Source organism: Novosphingobium humi, from assembly GCF_028607105.1.
Classification (GTDB): domain Bacteria; phylum Pseudomonadota; class Alphaproteobacteria; order Sphingomonadales; family Sphingomonadaceae; genus Novosphingobium; species Novosphingobium humi.
Map to the genome: position 1 here is coordinate 689,478 of NZ_CP117417.1, position 19,532 is coordinate 709,009.

Genomic DNA, 19,532 nt, shown 5'->3' on the forward strand with positions numbered 1-19,532 from the left:
CTGACCTGATCATCTTCACCCTGCGAAGGACAACTTATGCCCCCATGGTTTGCGCCATGGGGGCGCTTTTTGTGTGTCGCAATGGTCAGGCATGGGATCAGGCGGCGGACAGCGCGGCCAGCAGGGCTGCGCGCGCGCGCAGATTGCGCTCATGGGCAATCCGGGCGGCAAAACCGCTGGCCTGCGCCACGGCAAAGCTGATGCCGTAGAGGTTGCGCCTTTGCGGCACGCCTGGGATCGGGCGGGGATAGCCGCTGGCGATCATCTGGCCGTCGCGCCATAGGAATGTTTCGCGCGGGATGTCCCAATCCAGCCCAACGCCCAGTACGCCGGGCAGCGAGCCGGGCAGGCAGGGCACGCCATCGGCCTGCGCCGCGGCCAGCACCAGCGCGCCCGGCGCCGCCGCGACGGCCTCGGCAAACAGAGGGGCATGGGCGGCATTGGTGGTGCCGAGGCTGAGATTGATGATATCTGCGCCTGCCCCTGCGGCCATCCTGATCGCGCTGACCAAGGCCATCGCGCTGCCGCGTAGGGCATCATGGAATACGCGGATGGGCAGGATATCGGCCTGCGGGGCCTTCTCCTGAATCGCGGCGGTGACGGCGGTGCCATGGCCAAGCCGGTCGAGCGGGATGACGCCCTGTTCGATAACCATGCCATCGGTGCCAATGGCAAAACCGGGGCGCAGGCGGGTCGGGTCGATATGCGGGTGATCAGGATGCACGCCGCTGTCGATCACCGCCACCAGAATGCGTTCAGCCATAGGTCGTGATGCCATCTTTCAGAGTAATCACCCTATCCGCCATCGCGGCCAGCGCGGGCTTATGCGTGATGACGATCAGCGTGGCATGGGGCAGGGCGCGGCGCAGGCTGGCGGCGATCAGCGCTTCGGTGTCGCCGTCGAGCGCGGCGGTGGGTTCATCCAGGATCAGCGCATCGGGCCGCCGCAACAGGGCGCGGGCCAGCGCCACCCGCTGCCGCTCGCCCGCCGACAGGGCAAGGCCGCGTTCTCCCACTGGCGTATCCAGCCCCATCGTCAGGCGGGCGAGCAAAGCCTCCAGCCCGGCGTCATGCGCGGCGGCGATCACCGCATCGCGCCCAGGATCGGCAAGGCCAAAGGCGATATTGGCATAAAGCGTGGCGTTGAAGAGAAAAGGCGTCTGTTCGACCAGCAGCACCGCGCGCCGCAGATCATCCAGCACCACCTCGCGCAGGTCGCGTTCGCCCAGCATCACCCGCCCGCCATCAGGGTCGATCATCCGCACCATCAGATCGGCCATTGTCGATTTGCCCGCCCCGCTGGGGCCGAGGATTGCGCAGAAAGACCCCGCCGGAATGGTGAAATCCGCGTCATGCAGCACCGGAGCGCGGCCATGCGAGAGGCGGACATGATCGAAGCGGATGCTGCAAGGTCCGGCGGGCAGGGGCAGGGGGCAGGCGGCCTCCTCCACCTCTGGCGGGGTGTCCATCAATTCAAAGATCCGCGCCAGCGCCACCCGCGTCTGGGCCAGCGTGGCGGACAGGCCGAGCAGACCCTGAATGGGCGCGAACAGGCGCTGCTGATAAGCGAGGAAGGCCACCAGTGTGCCGATGGTCATCCGTCCGGCGGTGATCTCATAGCCGCCCCACAGCATGGCCCCCGCCGTCGAGGCGGAGAGCAAAGTGCCCGGAACCGCGCCCGAGAGGAAGGATGTCACCTGCATCCGCAGCATGGCGCGCACAAAGCTGGCATTGGCCCCCGCAAAACGCTCCCGCTCGCGCGCCTGTGCGCCCAGCGCCACCACCGTGCGCATACCCATGATCGTATCGACCAGCATGCTGCCGATATCGGCCCCCGCCTCGCGCATCTGCCGCGACAGCTCGGTCAGCCGCTTTTGCGCGCGCAGGAAAGCCCCCACCGCCAGCGGCACCAGCACCACGCCCACCAAAAACAGCCGCCAGTCGAGCCAGAGCATCAGCGCGATGCTGCCCGCCAGAAACAGCAGATTGGCCAGCGCGGCGAGCAGCGTGTCGCCCGCGACCCGTTGAATATCGGACACATCGCTGTTCAACCGGCTCATCAGATCGCCAAGGCGAAAGCGGCCAAAGAAGCGCGGCGAGAGACGCTGCAGATGCGACAGCACCGCCACGCGAATGTCGAACAGCATCGCGGCCGAGAGCGAGACATGCAGCCAAGAGGCCGCGATGTTGAGTACATAGGAGCCCACCGTCGCCCCCAGCATCAGCCCCGCCACGCGCCACAGCACGCCCATGTCATGCCGCATCAACGCGCCATCGATCATCAGCTTGGAAATATAGGGCTGGGCCAGGCTGAGCGCGGTGGCCAGCAGGCTGACCAGCATGACGGCGGGCAGGCGCGGCAGATAGGGGCGCAAATAGGGCCAGAGCCGCCGATAGGCCGCCCATGGCGCAGGAGGTGGGGAAGCATGCAAAGCGTGTCGCGGCGCGTTCAGGTCGCGGCCTCCCGTTCGATCAGTTGAAACCCGCGCAGCAGATAGCGCGGCTCCGGCATATGCGCGAGTTGCGCGGTGGTCCATGCGTAACCTTGCGCAAGGGCGGCCACCTGTTCGCGCCACCACGGGCTGTCGCCGCCGCTGGCATAGAACTGGCCGGAGATCTGGATATGGCGGCGCAGAGAGGCCGTCAGCATCGAATGGTAATGGGTTGCCAGCGCATCGCGGTCGCCGGGATGGGTGATGACGGCGGCGGCCAGAATGGCCTCGCGCACCGATTGGGCGCTGCCGTCGCCGCAGATGGGATCAAAGGCGATGGCCGACATGCCGCAGGCCAGCCAGTTTGGTCCGGCCAGACGCGCCAGTTGACGCGGCGCGGTTTCAAAGCCCGGTGAACTTTCGCCCAGCCCTGCGATCAGGGGAGCGATCAGCACGCTGCCCTCCAGCAGGCGCTCAAGCGGAGCGCCCACGCCCAGCAGCCAGCATTGCGCGGGGCCCGAAGGAATCAGGAACAGCCAGCCCTGCGCCACCGCCTCGACATGGCATGTGGCATGATCGGCCCCGGCGCGCAGCAAAACGCGCGCGGCCATTGCCCGCCGCTGGCCAAAGCGCATCAGTTCGGCATCGGGAAAGGGCGGTGCGCAATGGAGCGTGGCCATGGGCGCGGGGGCATCCGCATCGCCGGCAAGCTCTCCGCCAAGCGCAGCAATCAGGTCATCCTCGGACACCACCACCGCGCCATGCGGCACCGCCACCGGATCGCGGCCCCATCGCACTACGCGCTGCGCGATGCGATGGGCATCGGCAAACAGGTCGCGGCGGCCAAACGCATCGCGGATCAGCCCCAGCGCCGCATCGGACAGCATGATGACCGGCACGGGCGAACGTCGCACCGGCTCATGCGCAATGGCAAACCCCGCGCCGCGCAGCAGATGCGCCGCGCAAGCCCCCGCCAGTCCGCCCCCACGGATCAGCACGGACTGGCGCGGCGTTTTGCTCACTGGGCGTAAACCAGCCCCGCCATGGTGGCATCGGCGTCAAGGTTCCACGTCTTGTCCCATTTCAGCGTCTTGGCGTCATAGACCTCGATGTCATAGCTGGCGCCATAGATGTAGAGCTTCTTGCCGTCGCTCGACATGCCGAACTGGAAACGCGAGCGGCAGGGGAACTCGGCCTTGTCCACCACCTTGTTGGTGCCAAGGTCGAAGTGCCAGATCTCGCAGCGCTTGTTGCCTGTCGTCCCCTGCGTGGTGACGGTATAGCCATCCTTGCTGTCGGGCGTAATCTGCAGCCCCGCCATCTGATAGGGCGCGGGGCCGATGGGGGTGAAATCGAAGGTTTTCGACGCCAGCTTGAAACGGCCGATGCCAAAGATCTTGTTGTGAATATAGGGATCGGCAGCGGTGAACAGCGAGACATATTCGTCATTGTTGCGCAGCAATTCCACCCCGCCGCCAAAGCTGGTGTGCTCCAGCCCCGCGCCCTCGGGCTTGGCCATGTCGATCCGGTCCACCACCTTGAAATCGCTCGTGTTGAGGATCACCACTTTGTCGCGGAACAGATAGAGCAGCTTGCCGTCGGGCGAGATCATCATATTCGCGCGCGCGGCGTTGAGCGCATTGTCCTCGTCGGCCAGATCGACTGTCTTGACCACCTTCTTCTGCGCCAGATCAATGGTGGCATATTGCCATTTGCTGACCTTGTAACGGTCCACCGCTTTGTCGATCGTCATCATGATCGTGTAGAAATAGCGGCCCGTCGGATCAGGCACGCCGCCGGTAAAACGATATTTGGTGGTCGGCGTGTTCAGGCTGAACTTGTTCAACACCTTGCGCGTGGCGGTGTCGAGCACCTCGATCCCGCCGGTGGTGATGGTGGTGACATAGATCCGCTTGTGATCGTTCGACAGGCGCAGGGATGTCGGCAGGCCGGTGTCGAGCTTGATATGCTCGGCGATCTTGCCGGTGGCCTCGTCCACCACGAAAAGCTTGTCGGGATAGGTGCCCATCACCATGGGCGCGGCGCTTGCGGTTACAGGCAGCGCGGCCAGCAACAGGCCGGCCAGACGGAAAGGTTTGCCAGAGCGGGAATGCGTCATGTGGCAGGCTCTTTCATGAGAAGATCGCGGAATCAGGGCCGCCGAGGCCCGATTACGGAAAGATGATGTCCAGGCTGCGCCAGTCCTTGGCCGCAGCCGAGCAATTGCTGGCCCAGTCGGGCGAGTAATTGACATGGTCGGGCACCTGCACCGGCCAGAAGCAGGTGACATAGCAGTCATAGATGTCGCGCTCGACAGGCTGGCACAGGCCCGCCGTGCCGCCGCTGGCATCCACCTCCCAGCCGGGCGAGAAGGACAGGGTGCAGCCCATCGGCACATGCGGGCGCACTTGCTGCTGCAGGGCCACGACATCCTCCTGCATGGCGGCGGTTTGCGCCTCCACGCTTGCGTCAATCGCCTTGGCCTTTTGGTTGATGGGGCGCAAATGCTTCATGACAGGCCCTTTCTTTCAGCAAACTTGTCGAGGAATTCGGGGTTTTGGATCGCCAGCGTGCCCTGGATTTTCAGGCAGGTGTCGGTCCATTCGCGGATCCAGTCGCAATAATGCAGATTGGCATGGCCCGTATCGCCATAGCGGACAAAGGCCTCGTGATGGCATCCGCCCGCGCACAACGGCCGCGCCCAGCACGACTGGCACGCATATTTGGCGCCGACATGGCCTTTGGTCAGGAACTCGCCCTGCGCCTTGCGGTCGATGCCGCTGGAAACATGGCCCATCACATGGCTGTCGGCATCGGTGAAGCGGTGGCAGGGTGAGAGGTCGCCCGAAGGCGACACGCCCAGCAAGCCCAGACCAGCGCCGCAGGGGTGGCTCTTGTTCGTCCCCTGAACCAGTTCGCCGATGGTTTCCGAGACGTTGGAAAAGCCATGCATCCGGCCCTTGAGTGCATAATCAAGCCATTCATCGGCCAGCAGATGGAACTGCTCCAGCACGGTGACCATGCCTTCCTCGCCCAGCGCATAGGCCTGTTCGCCCGATTCCGTCACCGGGGCGAAACCGACCTCGTGAAAGCCGATATCCTCGCGCAGGTGGCGGAAGATGCTGACAACATCGGTCACGCCCTTGCTCAGCGTCACGCGCGCGGTGATGGCGCGGGTGCGATGGCGCGCGATCAGCTTGCGCAGTTTCGGCTCGATGACATCATAGCTGCCCTTGCCGCTTTTATAGACGCGGCGCTTGTCCTGCATCTCCTTTGGCCCATCGATGCTGACCGTGACGCCGATTTGCTCGGTCGCCAGAAACTCGATGATCTCGTCGGTCAGCAGCGTGGCATTGGTGGTCAGGCTGAAGGTGATGGTGCGACCCTGGGCCGTGGCCTGATCCGTGGCATAGGCGACGACCTGCCGCAGCAGCGGAAAGTTCATCAAGGTTTCGCCGCCAAAGAAGGTGATATGCACCGCAGGCCGCCCGCCCGACTGCGCCAGCAATAGGTCGACCGAGGCCTTGGCGGTGTCGATGGTCATATATTTGGGCTTGCCGTTTGGCGTGGCGATCTTGTCCGCGCCAAATTCATAGCAATAGGTGCAGGCCAGATTGCACTGATTGGTGATGTTGAGCACCAGCGCCTGAAGCGGGTAATCCTCGGGCGGCTTGGCAGGCGCCGGGGCCGCCACGGTCTGATCCGAAACGATCACGCGGGCAAGGCGCAACTCGCGTACCAGATCCTCGGCATCGGCGGGGCTGTAGCCCGAGCCGGTCAGCGCCGTGATCAGATCGCCATGCGCCATTTCCGCGCCGTCCAGCATCGAAAGCACTTCACCCACCGCGCCGTCGAGCGCGAAGATCGCGCCCGCCGATACCAGATAGATGAAATCCTGTCCCTGTGCGTCAAAGCGGTGGACCTCGCCGCTGCGATAGGTGTGGGTCAAGGGCGCGCTCATTGGTTCACCTCGGGCTGATCCCAGCGCTTGTAGGCAGGCACGGTTACGACCATGAAAGCCTTGGCGGTCAGGGGCTTGCCATCGGCGCCCTTTTCCGTCTTGGCGGTCGCGGTCACCCAGACCTCGCCGTAATTGTTGCGGTTCCATTTGCGCTGGGGGTTGGGGCCGTCGATGTTGGGCGTGAAGAAACCGGCGGTAGAAAGCTTGCCGACGAAATTTACGTCATCATCGTAATAGACCGAGGGGAACTCGCTCATCGAGAAAGTGGCGTCAATGGGCCCGATGGCCACGTCATCGGCGGTCCCCGCCTTGCCGTCCGCGCCCTTGTCATAGCCGATGGCCTCGAATTGCAGATATCCCTTGGGGTGCTTCTCGCTGCCGCCAAGGCGGGCCAGCGAGGTTTCGGGCGTGACCTTGATGTAATCGACCTTTTTATAGATCGGCAGCGCCTTTTCCAGCACCGCCCCGCCAATGGCCACGTCATGCGCGCCAACGGCGGCGTCAGGGGCCACATCAACGCTCAGCACGATTTCATCGGCGGCGGCCGAGACGATCTTGCGGGCCACCACGCCCTTGCCCAGCGTGATGTCCGACAGGGCGAATTTGGTCGGCAGCTTGTCGCCGATGATGTGGAGCTGCGCGCCCATCGTACCCGTCTTGACCGCATCGGGCGAGACGCTGGCGATGGTGGGGTCGGCGGTGGCGCGGGTCAGTTTCACATCAAAACCGAATTCCTGATAGGCGCCCCAGTACCAGCGACCTGCCGCCGATTTCTGATCGGGGGCAAACCACATGGTCTCGCGTGCCTCATGGGTGGGCGCGTCCGGGGAGGTCATGTCGCCTGCGCCCTTGGACGTGCCGCGCCAGGAATAGCCGGAATAGACGATGCCGCTGCCCGTCCGGGTGATCGTGCTGCCGTCCTTCAAGGATTTCAGCGTGATCGTGGTGGTGAAATCATCACCCTTGGGTGCGATCACCATCGATCCGGCATAGCGGCCCTTGCCGGGCAGATCGGCCGAAACCAGCCATTTGCCCGCCAGCGCCGCAGGGCGCATCCGCGCGCTCCACGATGCCCACTCGGCCGAATGCAGCGGGGCAACCTTGCGCATATATTCCAGCGCCACTTCGCCTGGCGTCGGCCCCTTGGCCGCGGGCGCGCCATAGCCTTGCGGGATGCCATGCTCGTCCACGCCCCGGCGATATTGCACCTCGGCCTGCGAATAGAGCGCGATATGGAATTCCTGCAGCAGCTTCCACTCATTGGCCGACCGGCGCCAGCTCAAGGGCTGGGCAAAGGCGTGGCACGAGGCGCAGGCCGCGCGCACCGTTTCGTTGGGGATGTTGGTTTCATCCAGCACCCGCTTTTCGGTCAGATACATGACCGGCTTGGCCTCATCCGGCGCCAGACCATGGCTGGCCGACAGCGAGCGGATGACTTTCTTGGCGTCCTCGGCGGTGATGACCAGCCCGTTGAGCTTGACCATGCGGTGGATCGCCTGCGCCCAGCCTTCGGGCGTGGTGCGCATCCAGGAAATGCGCGAAAGGTTGCCTTTGCCGTCATTGGTATGGCACGCGCCGCATTTGTCGATCACCAGCTTGTCGGTGACGGGAATGCCCGCTTCCTTTTCGCCGCCCTGTTCGTCGGCCTGCGCCACGGCCGGGCCTGCGCCATGCAGCACCGCCATGCCCAGCGCCGTGGCGGTCAGCCCAAGCAGCGCCAGGCGCCGCCGGTGTTTCGATGGCGTGTGGTTCAATGACGCAGACGCGCCAATATCCGAAGGATCGGACGGGAAGGTCATAGTGTCAAATTCCCCCCAAGCTGGAACTCGCTGGCTCAAACTGTGGCGCCATGAATCGGCGGCTTCGTAGGGAAGATTGGACAGGCGTCAAAAATCCTTCAAGCGCCTTTTTGCCTTATACGCAGTTTGGCGCAAGCCGCTCGGAACGGTTATAGGAAAGCCCGCCCCCCGCCATGCAAGGAGCGGGCTTTCATCGCGCCTTTCCGCCGTTTTCAGGCCAGTTTCAGCGGCAATTGGCGTAGCCTCTGACCCGTGGTGGCAAAGATCGCATTGGCCAGTGCCGGGATAACCGGGGGCAGCGAGGGTTCGCCAAGCCCGGTGGGCGGATAATCGGTTTTGAGGAATTGCACCGCGATCTCGCGCGGGGCCTGTTCGATGCGGATCAGGGGGAAGTCGCCAAAGCTTTCGGCCTGCACGACGCCCTTCACCTGCTCGATCTTCTGCTCGACCATGCCTTGGCCAAGGCCTTCGTTGACCGCGCCCTGCACCTGATGGCGGGCGTTGATCGGGTTGATGATCTGGCTGCCGATATCGCCACAGGCCCAGACCTTGTCCACGCGCACATTGGTGCCATCGGTGATCGTGACATCGACCACTTCGGCAAAATAGCCGCGATGGCTGAAATAGAAGCCAAAGCCGCGCCCGCGCTTCTCGCCCTTGGGTCCGGGGGCCAGTTTGCCGCCCTGCCAATTCGCCATCTTGCACACGCCGTCGATCACCGCGCGCGCCCGGCCCGAATTGAGCACTGGCCGCCCCGGCACGACCGGCAGATCGCGCGGCGCCCCCAAAGTCCGGCGCATCAGTTCGGGCAGGTCGATCCCGGCGGCTTGTGCGATTTCGTCCATAAAGCTTTGATAGACGAAGGATATGGCATTGGAAGTGGGCGCGCGCAGCCAGCCTGTCGCCAGATTGGTCGGCAGATAGGTGATGCCGATTTCGGAATCGGCCAGTACATTGACGGGGAATTCAAACGGGCTCATTTCGGCGGCGCGGATCGGCTTGCCATCCTTGCCAAAGCTGACGAAATGATCCTTGAACGCGATCAGGTCGCCTTTGGCGTCCAGTCCCGCCGTAAAGCGGTGCCAGCCTGCGGGGCGGTAATAATCGTGGCGCAGATCATCGGTCCGGTCGAACAGGATCTTGACCGGGCGGCCCGGCATGGCTTTCGCCACCTGCGCCACCATCACCATGTAATCATTGATCAGCCGCCGCCCGAAACCGCCGCCGATCCGCGTCTGGTGGATGGTGATGTCCTCGCCTTTGATGCCCAGCATGGCGGCGGTGTCGTTGCGGCCATTGTTGGGGGCCTGACTGGGCGCCCAGATCTCCAGCTTGCCATCGACCCAGCGGCCCGTGCAATTCTGCGGCTCCAGCGTGCCATGGGCGAGGAAGGGGTAGGAGTAATCCGCCGTGATGGTCTTGGCCGCGCCTGCCAGCGCCTTGGCCACATCGCCATTCTTGGCATGGGCAATCTGCGGCCCGGCGGCAAAGGCAGCGGCTGCGCCCTTGTCATAAGCCTCGGTGGAAAAGCCCGCCTGCTCGGCATCGTCCCACGTCACCTTGACCGCCTCGCGCGCATTCTTGGCTGTCCACCAACTGTCGGCCACCACGACCAGCGTATCGAATTTGTTCGGCGCAACCGAATTGCTGTTGACCGGCACCACCGCGATCACGCCCTTGCGCCCCAGCGCGGCGGCGGGGTCATGCGATGCGATGGTGGCCCCATGGGCGGGGGCCTTGATGATCGCGCCGTGGAGCAGGCCGGGCATGTCCACATCGATGCCGAACAGAGGCTTGCCCTGCGTGATGGCCACCGTGTCGACGTTGATCTTGGACCGGCCGATGATGGTGAAGCGCGAGGGGTCCTTGAGCGCCACCTTGGCCAGATCGGGAGCCGGCTCGCTCGCCGCGCCGCGCGCGAAGGCGGCATAGGGTGCGCTCCGGCCCGAGGGCCCGTGCGAAACCTTGCCCGTCGCCGTGGTCAGGCTCGCCGCCTCCACGCCCCATTCTCTGGCCGCCGCGCTCAGGATCATCGCCCGCGCCGCCGCGCCCACCTGCCGCATGGGCAGCCAGTTGTTGGGCGTCGAATTCGAACCGCCCGCGCTCTGCACACCATAGATCTTGTCATTGGCCAGCGTGGGCTCGATCACCACCTGATCCCAGCTCAGATCCAGCTCCTCGGCGATCAGCATGGGCAGCATGGTGCGGATGCCTTGTCCGATCTCGGGGTTCTTCGATCCGATGATGACCTTGTTGTCGGCCGCGATGCGGATGAAGGCGTTGAGGGGCACCGCGCCGGGCGTGTCGGCCAGCGAAATCCGCGCCTCAAACGCCAAGGCGCCCGCGCCCGCCAGCGAGGCGGCGATGAAACCGCGACGATCCAAAACCGCGCTCATGCCGCGTCCCCCGTCACATCGGCCAATCCGGCCGCTTTCCTGATCGCGCGGCGGATGCGCAGATAGGTGGCGCATCGGCACAGGTTGCCGTTCATCCCCGCGTCGATCTCCTCATCGCTGGGCTTGGGATTGGCCATCAGCAGCGCCGTTGCCGACAGAATCTGTCCGGCCTGACAATAGCCGCATTGCGGCACGTCGATCTCCTGCCACATCGCCACCAGCTTCGCGCCCTGAGGCAGGGCGGTCGCGCCTTCGATCGTGGTGATCTTGTGCCCCGCCGCCGCCGACACCGGCGTCTGGCATGAGCGCACCGCCTGTCCGTCGAGCAGCACCGTGCAGGCCCCGCAAAGCCCTTGTCCGCAGCCGAACTTGGTGCCCGGCATCTTCAGTTCCTCGCGCAGCACCCAGAGCAAAGGCTTGTCCGCATCGGTCGTCACGCTGACCGGCTTGCGGTTGATGGTCAGGGCGAATTTTCCTTGGCTCACGTTTGCGGGCTCCTGATGGGACCATGGGGCAGACCTGCCGATACTGGACGTGCTTCAAGATTCCGTCAAGCCGCGTGCCCGAACGGTTGCCTTAAGCGCAAGCCGGTGGCATGGCGCCGCGAGGAGAAGAAGCCCCATGGACCTATCGGAAGACCTCGTCACCACCGCGCGCCCCGGCACCTATTCGCGCGGGACAGAGACGGTGGATGCGATTTTGAAAGCCGCGCTCGGCGTCCTGATCGACGAGGGCGCGGCGGCCTTCACCATCCGGCGGATCGCGGCGGCCTGCGGGATGAAGGTGGGCAATGTCTCGTATCATTTCCCGCGCAAGGAAATGCTGGTCCAGGTGCTGCTTGATGAACTGCTGGCCTCTTATGAAAAGGTGCTGGAGGACCGGGTGCGCCAGCCCGACCTGACCACGGAGGAACGGCTGCGGCTGCTGATCGTGATTTGCCTTGAGGATATTGCGGGCAAGCGCACCACGCGCCTGTTCACCGAACTGTGGGCGCTGGCCAATCACAATGATTTCATCGCCGACCGGGTGCGGGGCTTCTATCAGCGGGTGCATGATTTCATCGGCGAATATGTCGCCGCGCTCAACCCCGCGCTGACCAGCGAGGAAGTGGCCATCGTCTCGCTCTATATCAGCGCCAGCATGGAGGGATCGACCCCCTTCCTCGGCTTTGAAAAGCCATGGGCCGACCGGATGCCCGCCTATACGTCAATTGCCGTGCATGGGCTGGTTACACTTGCCAAAACGATCACTTCGCGAGAGATTGCCGGAATGACAAGCCAGACGGCCTGAGCTGTCGGCGCCTTCTGACGCAGGACATCGACCTGTCGCGATCATCGCGGCGGGCAAAGGGGGCTGTTTATGCGTCGGATTTTGCTTGCAGAGCAGGATGGCTGGCCGTTGGAGCGCGTTTGGGCGGGCCTGCGTGGCTGTGGCCTGCCTGCAGCGGCGGTGCTGGGCTGTCTGCAACCGGCGATTGATCCGGTCTTTCTCACGCTGCTGTCGCGGGCCACGCCCTTGCGCGCCGTCGATCACGGCTGGGTGGTGGGGATGACCCAGTCGGCCTCGGCGCTGGCCGCGCTGATGGTGTGGTGGCTGGGGCCAAGGATGCCGCAGCGCGCGGTGGTGGCGCTGGCATTGGGGGCGATGGCGGCGGGTCTGCTGACGCCGCTGGCGGTGGGGCTGGGCGGATTGCTGGCGCTGCGCGGGATCTATGGGCTGGGCATGGGTGCGATCTATGCCCGCGCGATGGGGGGCTTTGCGGCGGCGCGGCCCACGGGGGCCTATGCCATTGTCCTGCTGGTGCAACTGATGCTGGCCACGCTGCTCTCGCTGGCGCTGCCCGATCTGGCCGCAAGGGTTGGGGCGGGTTTGGCGCTGGGGCTGCTGGGGCTGGTGCCTCTGGCGGCGGCGCTGGCGCTGGGATTGGCGCGGGAAGGGGGCGGGGCGCGCCTTGCGCCTCCGGGGCGTAGCGCCACGCCGCCTGCGGGCTGGGCGCTCGCGCTGGCCAATTTCTGGTTCATCTGCGCAACGATGATGGTGTGGAGCCTGTGCGGCGCGCTGGCGGTGCAGGCCGGACACAGCGAAGGGCTGATCGGGCGCGCGGTGGCGATCGGCTCGCTGGCCGGGGCGGCCACGGCGATTGCGGTGATGCGCGAAAGGCTGCGCGTGCCTCTGCCGGTCACGGCCTGTCTGGTGGGCGCGTCGTTACTGGCACCTTTGGTGCTGACCCGGCCGGGCGCGGGGACGGGTTTTGTGCTGGCGATGGTGCTGCTCAATATCGGTTCGACCGCGATCATCATCCGCTGCTCGGGTCTGGCCAGCGCCTTGGGCCTCGATCCGCGCTTTCGCGTCTTTGTCGCGGCCACGCATAATCTGGGGATGAGCGCGGGCCCTGCGCTGGGTTCGGGTCTGCTCTGGGTGATGCCCGATGGCGGATTGCTGGTGGGCGCCGGGCTGGCGGTGCTGGCCGGGGTGGCGGCGGTGGTGATCGGATGGCGCGGTTTACGCCATTGTGCGCATTGGCCTATGCCGCGCCCGGTTTTTGCGGCGTGGGGGCGACAGAAGGGGCTTGATTAATTCTGGACACTCGTCCAGCCTTGTTCCGGCCGGTTTGGGCCGCCATTATGCCGCATTCAAGGAGGGTTACGGCCAGATGTCTCGCCACGCTTCGCACGTTTTCGCCCTTCGCGCCGCTGTCTTGCTGATCGGATCGGCGCTGGCGCCTTTTGGCGCGCAGGCCGCCGTGCCCACCGAGCCGGAAACCCCCAATGTCGCGACGCTCGCCTCGCCCAATCCGGGCTGGTTCTATGTGCGCGGGGGTTTTGACTCGGCGGGCACCCAGATCGTGGACAGCGCCACCGGCAAGATGGTGGGCATGGTCGATACCAGCCGCACATCGGATATGGCGGTCGATCCGGCGGGCAAATTCTATTACGTCTCCGAAACGATCTGGAGCAAGGGCAATAGGGGCACGCGGCAGGATCTGCTCTCGATCTATGACGCCAACAGTCTGAAACTCCAGACCGAAGTGCCTTTTCCTGGCCGCCTGATCATCGGTGCGCAGGTCAATAATTTCGCCATCTCGTCCGATGGCAAGACCGCCTATATCTTCAACCTGACGCCCGCCGCCTCGGTCAACATCGTCGATCTGGCCAAGCGCAAATTTGCCCGCAATGTCGAATTGCCGGGCTGCGCGGGGCTGATGCCGATTGCCGAAGGGCTGGTATCGGTCTGTTCGGACGGCTCGCTGGCCTCGCTCAACCTGTCGGGCGGCAAGGCGGAGATCACGCGCAGCGCGCCCTTCTTTTCGGTCACCAATGATCCGGTGTTTGACGCCTATAACTATTCGGCCAAGCGCAAGGAGGCGGTGTTCCTCAGTTATACCGGGCTGATCTATACGGCGAAAATCGGGTTGAAGCCTGAAATCGCCGCGCCTTTCTCCATTCAGGCCGCTGCCGGTCTGCGCCCCGGCGAGACCAAGCCGCTTGATGTCAACTGGCTGCCCGGCGGGCGGCAATTGACGGCATGGCATCATGCCAGCAACCACCTCTATGTGCTGATGCATATCGGCGAATTCTGGACCCAGAAGGATCCGGGCGAGGAAATCTGGGATGTGGACCTGTCCGCCAAAAAGGTCGTCAAGCGCTTCCCGCTGGAGGATCACGCCGACAATATCGAGGTGACGCAGGGCGACAAGCCCAAGCTCTTTGTCAACACCGGCAAGAATGACGGCTATATTCTCGATCTGGCGACATGGACGCTGGGGCCGAAAATTGGTGCGATCGGCGGCGGCGTCATCGCCACGTTCGAGGCCCCGTGATGGCGGCGCTGCTGGCCACAATGCTGCTGGGCTTTGGTATTGGGGCGGGCCTGATCTTTGCCTTTGCAGGGTTGAGCCATTGGCGGCATCGGCGCCTGTTGGTCGGGGTGGTCGGTAATTACCGACTGTTGCCCGATGGGCTGATCGCTCCGGTGGCGGGGCTGTTGCCTTGGGCGGAAATGGCGCTGGGGCTGGCTTTGGTGTCGGCGGCTTTTTCGCCTTTGCTTGGCCGCGCGGGAGCGCTGGCGGGCGGCGGCGTGCTGCTGCTCTTTGGCTGGGCGATGGCGGTCAATCTGCGGCGGGGGCGCGGCTTTATCGATTGCGGCTGCGGCCATGCCGAATTGCGCCAACCGCTCAGCTGGATGCTGGTGGCGCGCAATCTGGTGCTGGCGCTGCCCTTGCTGGCCTTTGCCGCGATTGGCCCGGTTCTGCCCGATGGCATGGCGCTGATCGCCGCGATGGTGGCGGGGCTGGCGGTCTGGCTGGGTTATCATCTGTTCAATGCGCTGGCGGCGCTGCAATCCAGCCCGCTTTCGGCCAGTCTGCATCCCATTCGGCTTCCCACTCGGAGATAGAGGCATGATCCTTTCGCTGGTCATTTCACAGGTTGTATCGTGGCTGGTCATTGCCGGGCTGGTTGTGGCGCTGCTGGCGCTGGCGCGGCAGGTGGGCGTTTTGCACATGCGGGTGGCGCCGGCGGGCGCGCTGACCACGGCGGGCGGACCGGCGGTGGGCGCGGGCAGCCCGGTGATCGAGGCCAATGACATCAATGGCCGCCATGTCCATATCGGCGGCCCGGCCAAGGACAAGCCGCTGCGTCTGCTGATGTTCGTGTCGGCCATGTGCCCGCTGTGCAAGGGGTTGATCCCGGTGGCCAAGAGCTTTGCCAAGGACGAGCGGCTCGACCTGACGTTCGTGGGCGATGACGAAGTCGCGGCGCAGCGCAAGCTGATCGCGCAGCAGGGGCTGGAGGGCTACACTTTCGTCAACGGGCCTGATGTGGGTCAGGCCTTTGCCGTGGGCAAGCTGCCCTATGCGGTGCTGATGGATGCCGATGGGGTCGTGCTGTCCAAGGGGCTGGTCAACAGCCGCGAGCATCTTGAGAGCCTGATCATCGCCCACGAAATGGGGGTGAAGAGCGTGCAGGACTATATCGCCTCGCTCAAGGTCGTCGGCTGAAGGCCATATTCCATTTTTCTACGGGGGTTTGCCGATGAAACTGTTCAATCCCGATGCCGCCGCCGAAAAGCTGCTGCGCCGTTTTGCCGGGGGCACATCGCGCCGGGGGATGCTGGCGCGGCTGGGCGGGGCGCTGGTGGCCGCACCTGTGTTCCCGCTGCTGCCCGTCAGCCGCGCCGGGGCCGCCAAGCCCGACCGCAGCCCGGAGGCCAAGACCGCCTTTGCCCGCAAGGCGCAGACGGTCGATGATACGAAATGCGATTACTGGCGCTATTGCGCGATCGACGGGGCGCTTTGCTCATGCTGCGGCGGGGGCATTCATACCTGCCCGCCGGGGGCGGAATCCTCGCCGGTCTCGTGGGTGGGCACCTGCATCAATCCCGAAGACGGCAAGGCCTATATGATCGCCTATCGCGATTGCTGCGGCAAACCGATGTGCACCCAGTGCATGTGCGACAATCAGGACCGCGAGATGCCGCTCTATGTGCCCCAGCTCAACAACAACATCATCTGGTGTTTCGGCACCCAGAGCATGGAATATCACTGCTCGACGGCTGTGATGGTGGGGCCGGCCTGAGCATGAAAACGGCGCGGTGGATCGGTGCGGGGGCGTTATTGGCCTTGCCATGGCTGGCGGCGTCGGTTGCGGCCCAGGCTGATCCTGTGAGAGGCATCAGCGATCCTGAACTGGCGCGGTCCGATTTCATTGAGCATTGCGGGGGATGCCATGGACCGGATGGGCGTTCGGCGCCTGCCGCCTTGCCCGAATTGCGCGGGAGGGTGGGGTGGCTGATGTGTACGCCTGCCTCGCGCGCCTATCTGATCCGCCTGCCCAATATCGCGCACAGCCGGATCAGCGATAATGCCGAATTGGCTGATATGCTCAATTATATGGTGTTCGTGGTGGGTGGGGATAGCGCGCCCGTCGGCACGCGCCCCTTTACCGCCGAGGAAGTGACGCGCGAGAGGGCGCATCCTTTGGTGTCAGGGTCCCTGACAGCGGAAAGGGCGCGGCATGTGGGGGAGGCGATCCGGCAGTGTCATGCGCCGGTTTCGCTGCGGTTGAATTATCCCGGTGAGAAGAAGGGGTAGGGTTTGCCTCCGGTGGGCAAAGGGACTGGTCCCTTTGCCCACCGGTAATGGGGTGGTGCCTTGGTTCGAAGGGCCGGGTTGCTTTGCAATATGATAAAGCCTGCGGCGCTTTGATTGGCGTCGCAGGCTTTATAATTTCGAGCGGTGCGTCCGACACCAAAGGCAATAAAGGGAGCGCGAGGGTCTGGCCCCTCGCATAAACCCCTTAAAGCGCCCGGTCGATCAACACGGCCAACTCATAGCACATTGCGCCCACCAGAGCAGCGGCCGGAATGGTCACCAGCCATGCCACGACCAGACGCTGCGCCACGCCCCAGCGCACCGCGCTGGTGCGCTTGGCCGCACCCACGCCCATGATGCAGCCGGTGATCGTGTGGGTGGTGGAAACCGGGATACCGAAGGCCGTGGCGCCAAACAGCAGCATCGAGCCGCCCATCGAGGCGCAGAAGCCCTGATGGTGCGACAGCTTGGTGATGCGGCTGCCCATCGTTTCGATGATCTTCCACCCGCCCGAAAGCGTGCCCAGGCCCATGGCCACATAGCAGCCGATCACAACCCAGCCCGGCACCGCAAAGTCGCCCTTGAGCAGGCCTTGCGAGTAGAGCAGCACGGTGATGATGCCCATCGTCTTTTGCGCGTCATTGGCGCCGTGCCCGACCGAATAGGCCGCCGCGGACAGGATGTGCAGCTTCTTGAACACGCCTTCCGCGCTCTTGGCGGTGGCCTTCATGAAGATCCAGGAGGTGATCATCATCAGCATCATCGCCGCCATCATGCCCAGCAGCGGCGCCAGAGCGATGAAGGAGGTGGTCTTGATGATGCCCGACCACACGATGGCATTGGTGCCCGCATGCATCACGCCCGAGCCGACCAGCCCGCCCACCAGCGCGTGGCTGGACGAGGAGGGGATGCCCTTGACCCAAGTGAACACATTCCACACCATCGCGCCCACCAGAGCGCCGAAGATGACATGGGGCGTGACCAGATCCTTGTCGATGATGCCCTTGCCGACGGTTTCGGCCACTTTCAGGCCAAACATCCAATAGGCGGCAAAGTTGAAGAAGGCGGCGAACAGCACCGCCTGCAGCGGCGTCAGCAGCTTGGTCGACACCACCGTTGCAATGGAATTGGCCGCGTCATGCAGACCGTTGATGAAGTCGAATGCCAGCGCCAGCGCCACAAGGGCAATGACGAAAGGCAGGGCCACGATAACATGGACCATGATCTGTTCGCCCCCTTAGGCGTGGTCGATCACGAGACCATCGATCTCGTTGGCGACGTCCTCGAAACGGTCGACCACCTTTTCGAGGTGGATGTAGATTTCGCGCTGGATGAAGAAGGTCAGCGGATCGGCCTTGCCATACAGCTTGAAGGTCTTCTTCAGGCCCTTGGCGTGGATTTCGTCCGAATGGCCTTCCATTTCGACGATGCGTCCGGTCAGCTCGTGCAGACGGGCGGCATTGCCGTGAATGTCGCGCAGCAGCGGCATGGCTTCGGCCAGCAGGCGCGAGCAATCGACGATGATCGCGGCCATGTCGCGCATTTCCTGCTCGAACTCGGTCACTTCATACAGGCTGACCGCGCCGGCGGTCTGCTGCATCTGGTCGATCGAATCGTCCATCGAACCGATCAGGCTGGTGATCGCGCTGCGGTCAAACGGGGTGAGGAACGTCTTGCGCACCGTGGTGAGCACGTCGCGCGTGATATTGTCGGCCTCTTCCTCGCGCTCGACGATTTCGCGGATATGCTGATTCATGCCCGATCCGCCCTGAAGCAGGCGGGCCAAGGCATCGCTGCCCGCGGTCAGCGTGGCAACATGGGCTTCAAACAGCGCGAAGAAATTGCCCTGCTTGGGGAGCAGCGCCTGAAACCAGTGAAACATTCGAACAGTTTCCCTCATCAGTGCCAGACTGCGGCCCACGATTGGCTTGCCGGACGAATCGGCAAAGTCGGATGGCCGAAACCGGACCATCAGTGCGCGCAGTTCTGGCTCATCAACAAGGTCCGCCGCCGTTGCCAGCGCGAACCATTGCCGCGTCCGCTGCCCTGCTTCGGGCCATTCGTCAAGTTCGGTTGTTACGGCCAACGGAAAAACCCTCACATCCACAAGGAGTGAGGCACCCGACTTCAACTGTTTGCGATAGCGGTAATCCCCCAGAGGAGTGGGGCAAACCGCGCCTTCCAGCCCTGCTTCCTCATACGCTTCCTGCGCAGCGGCGGCATGGGCGGCCAGACCCTTCATCGCATTGCCTTTGGGCAAAACCCAACGTCCGGTTCCCCGCGAGGTAACCATAAGGACCTCAACCGGCGAATCGGGCGAATCACCAACACGTCGATAGGGCAGGCTGGCGATCTGACGAATTGTCACTATCCTTGTCATGAAAATGAAACAATAGGGAATTTGCAGGCGTTCCGTTTAACCCGCAAACCTTGCCATACACAAGCGATCCCTATTGGTGTTCGCGCGGGATGGGCAAAAGTTGGGCCTTGAGAGTTTGCCATTCGGCGCCGCTTTCGACCATGGCTGCGCCCTTTTGCAGCGCGCGATAGGCGTCCAGCACCTTGCGCCCGGCTTCGCTGAGCCGCGCGCCCGAACGCGCCGCGCCATTGGGCATGGTTTCGACCAGAGGCAAGGCCCAGCACCGGTTCATCGCATCCACCAGCAGCCAGGCCCGGCGATAGCTCATGTCCATCGCCCGCCCGGCGGCCGAAATCGACCCGGTGGCGTCAATCGCATCGAGCAGATCGGCCTTGCCCGGCCCCATGGCGATTTCATTCCCGCTCATCACGCGGATCGCGATTTTCAGGCGCAGGCCGGACTCGCTCATGACACTCCCTTTATCCTTGCGACCC

At 64.1% G+C, this 19,532-nt stretch carries 19 protein-coding genes; 7 read left to right on the forward strand and 12 right to left on the reverse strand.

The genetic code is table 11. From position 1 onward, the window contains the following. Positions 1 to 97: 97 nt before the first annotated feature. From qhpE to PQ457_RS03200, 9 genes are all read right to left on the reverse strand, one after another. Positions 98 to 763 carry a subtilisin-like serine protease QhpE gene (gene qhpE / locus PQ457_RS03160; protein ID WP_273618339.1) on the reverse strand — a complete coding sequence of 222 codons (666 nt, stop codon included), beginning with the start codon at positions 761 to 763 and terminating at the stop codon, positions 98 to 100. Further along, on the reverse strand, positions 756 to 2,375 hold the full coding sequence (locus tag PQ457_RS03165; protein WP_337958479.1) for an ABC transporter ATP-binding protein: 1,620 nt from the start codon (positions 2,373 to 2,375) through the stop codon (positions 756 to 758). Before PQ457_RS03165 ends, qhpE begins: the two co-directional genes overlap by 8 nt. Positions 2,376 to 2,449: 74 nt before the next feature. Next, positions 2,450 to 3,454: a hypothetical protein gene (locus PQ457_RS03170; protein WP_273618341.1), complete on the reverse strand. Its 1,005-nt coding sequence runs from the start codon at positions 3,452 to 3,454 to the stop codon at positions 2,450 to 2,452. Further along, positions 3,451 to 4,551 (reverse strand): YncE family protein, encoded by a 1,101-nt coding sequence (locus tag PQ457_RS03175; RefSeq protein WP_273618342.1) that lies wholly within the window; start codon positions 4,549 to 4,551, stop codon positions 3,451 to 3,453. The genes PQ457_RS03170 and PQ457_RS03175 overlap by 4 nt, the downstream gene beginning before the upstream one ends. A 52-nt stretch (positions 4,552 to 4,603) precedes the next feature. Next, complete coding sequence (qhpC, locus tag PQ457_RS03180) at positions 4,604 to 4,945, reverse strand: quinohemoprotein amine dehydrogenase subunit gamma (RefSeq protein ID WP_168602202.1); 342 nt, start codon at positions 4,943 to 4,945, stop codon at positions 4,604 to 4,606. After that, positions 4,942 to 6,393 carry a quinohemoprotein amine dehydrogenase maturation protein gene (peaB, locus tag PQ457_RS03185; protein WP_273618343.1) on the reverse strand — a complete coding sequence of 484 codons (1,452 nt, stop codon included), beginning with the start codon at positions 6,391 to 6,393 and terminating at the stop codon, positions 4,942 to 4,944. Before peaB ends, qhpC begins: the two co-directional genes overlap by 4 nt. Next, on the reverse strand, positions 6,390 to 8,192 hold the full coding sequence (gene peaA / locus PQ457_RS03190; RefSeq protein ID WP_337958480.1) for a quinohemoprotein amine dehydrogenase subunit alpha: 1,803 nt from the start codon (positions 8,190 to 8,192) through the stop codon (positions 6,390 to 6,392). The genes peaB and peaA overlap by 4 nt, the downstream gene beginning before the upstream one ends. Before the next feature lie 212 nt (positions 8,193 to 8,404). Then, a complete protein-coding gene (locus tag PQ457_RS03195) occupies positions 8,405 to 10,588 on the reverse strand; it encodes a xanthine dehydrogenase family protein molybdopterin-binding subunit (protein WP_273618344.1) in 2,184 nt (727 codons plus the stop codon). Further along, positions 10,585 to 11,073, reverse strand: a complete 489-nt coding sequence (locus tag PQ457_RS03200) for a (2Fe-2S)-binding protein (RefSeq protein ID WP_273618345.1) — start codon at positions 11,071 to 11,073, stop codon at positions 10,585 to 10,587. Before PQ457_RS03200 ends, PQ457_RS03195 begins: the two co-directional genes overlap by 4 nt. Before the next feature lie 136 nt (positions 11,074 to 11,209). Between PQ457_RS03200 and PQ457_RS03205 the strand changes: the two genes are divergently transcribed. From PQ457_RS03205 to PQ457_RS03235, 7 genes are all read left to right on the forward strand, one after another. After that, complete coding sequence (locus PQ457_RS03205; RefSeq protein WP_168602205.1) at positions 11,210 to 11,878, forward strand: TetR/AcrR family transcriptional regulator; 669 nt, start codon at positions 11,210 to 11,212, stop codon at positions 11,876 to 11,878. Between the two features lie 69 nt (positions 11,879 to 11,947). Continuing rightward, the gene (locus PQ457_RS03210; RefSeq protein ID WP_273618346.1) at positions 11,948 to 13,165 is read left to right on the forward strand and encodes an MFS transporter; all 1,218 of its coding nucleotides are present in this window, start codon (positions 11,948 to 11,950) and stop codon (positions 13,163 to 13,165) included. Between the two features lie 76 nt (positions 13,166 to 13,241). Continuing rightward, positions 13,242 to 14,408 (forward strand): amine dehydrogenase large subunit, encoded by a 1,167-nt coding sequence (locus PQ457_RS03215; protein WP_273618347.1) that lies wholly within the window; start codon positions 13,242 to 13,244, stop codon positions 14,406 to 14,408. After that, complete coding sequence (locus PQ457_RS03220; RefSeq protein ID WP_273618348.1) at positions 14,408 to 14,983, forward strand: MauE/DoxX family redox-associated membrane protein; 576 nt, start codon at positions 14,408 to 14,410, stop codon at positions 14,981 to 14,983. Before PQ457_RS03215 ends, PQ457_RS03220 begins: the two co-directional genes overlap by 1 nt. A gap of 4 nt (positions 14,984 to 14,987) precedes the next feature. Next, entirely contained in the window at positions 14,988 to 15,587 is a 600-nt protein-coding gene (locus PQ457_RS03225; protein WP_273618349.1) for a thioredoxin domain-containing protein, read from the forward strand. A 34-nt stretch (positions 15,588 to 15,621) separates the two neighbouring features. After that, the gene (locus PQ457_RS03230) at positions 15,622 to 16,164 is read left to right on the forward strand and encodes a methylamine dehydrogenase light chain (RefSeq protein WP_273618350.1); all 543 of its coding nucleotides are present in this window, start codon (positions 15,622 to 15,624) and stop codon (positions 16,162 to 16,164) included. A 2-nt stretch (positions 16,165 to 16,166) separates the two neighbouring features. Beyond that, on the forward strand, positions 16,167 to 16,679 hold the full coding sequence (locus PQ457_RS03235) for a cytochrome c family protein (RefSeq protein WP_273618351.1): 513 nt from the start codon (positions 16,167 to 16,169) through the stop codon (positions 16,677 to 16,679). A gap of 205 nt (positions 16,680 to 16,884) precedes the next feature. On the opposite strand, the gene PQ457_RS03240 is transcribed toward PQ457_RS03235, so the two are convergent. The 3 genes from PQ457_RS03240 to PQ457_RS03250 all read right to left on the reverse strand — a co-directional run bounded on the left by PQ457_RS03240 (position 16,885) and on the right by PQ457_RS03250 (position 19,507). Beyond that, on the reverse strand, positions 16,885 to 17,901 hold the full coding sequence (locus PQ457_RS03240; RefSeq protein ID WP_273618352.1) for an inorganic phosphate transporter: 1,017 nt from the start codon (positions 17,899 to 17,901) through the stop codon (positions 16,885 to 16,887). A 15-nt stretch (positions 17,902 to 17,916) separates the two neighbouring features. Further along, positions 17,917 to 19,059, reverse strand: coding sequence for a DUF47 family protein (locus PQ457_RS03245; RefSeq protein WP_273618353.1), 1,143 nt, complete (start codon positions 19,057 to 19,059; stop codon positions 17,917 to 17,919). A gap of 70 nt (positions 19,060 to 19,129) precedes the next feature. Next, positions 19,130 to 19,507 (reverse strand): winged helix-turn-helix domain-containing protein, encoded by a 378-nt coding sequence (locus tag PQ457_RS03250; RefSeq protein WP_273618354.1) that lies wholly within the window; start codon positions 19,505 to 19,507, stop codon positions 19,130 to 19,132. Between the last annotated feature and the right edge of the window lie 25 nt (positions 19,508 to 19,532).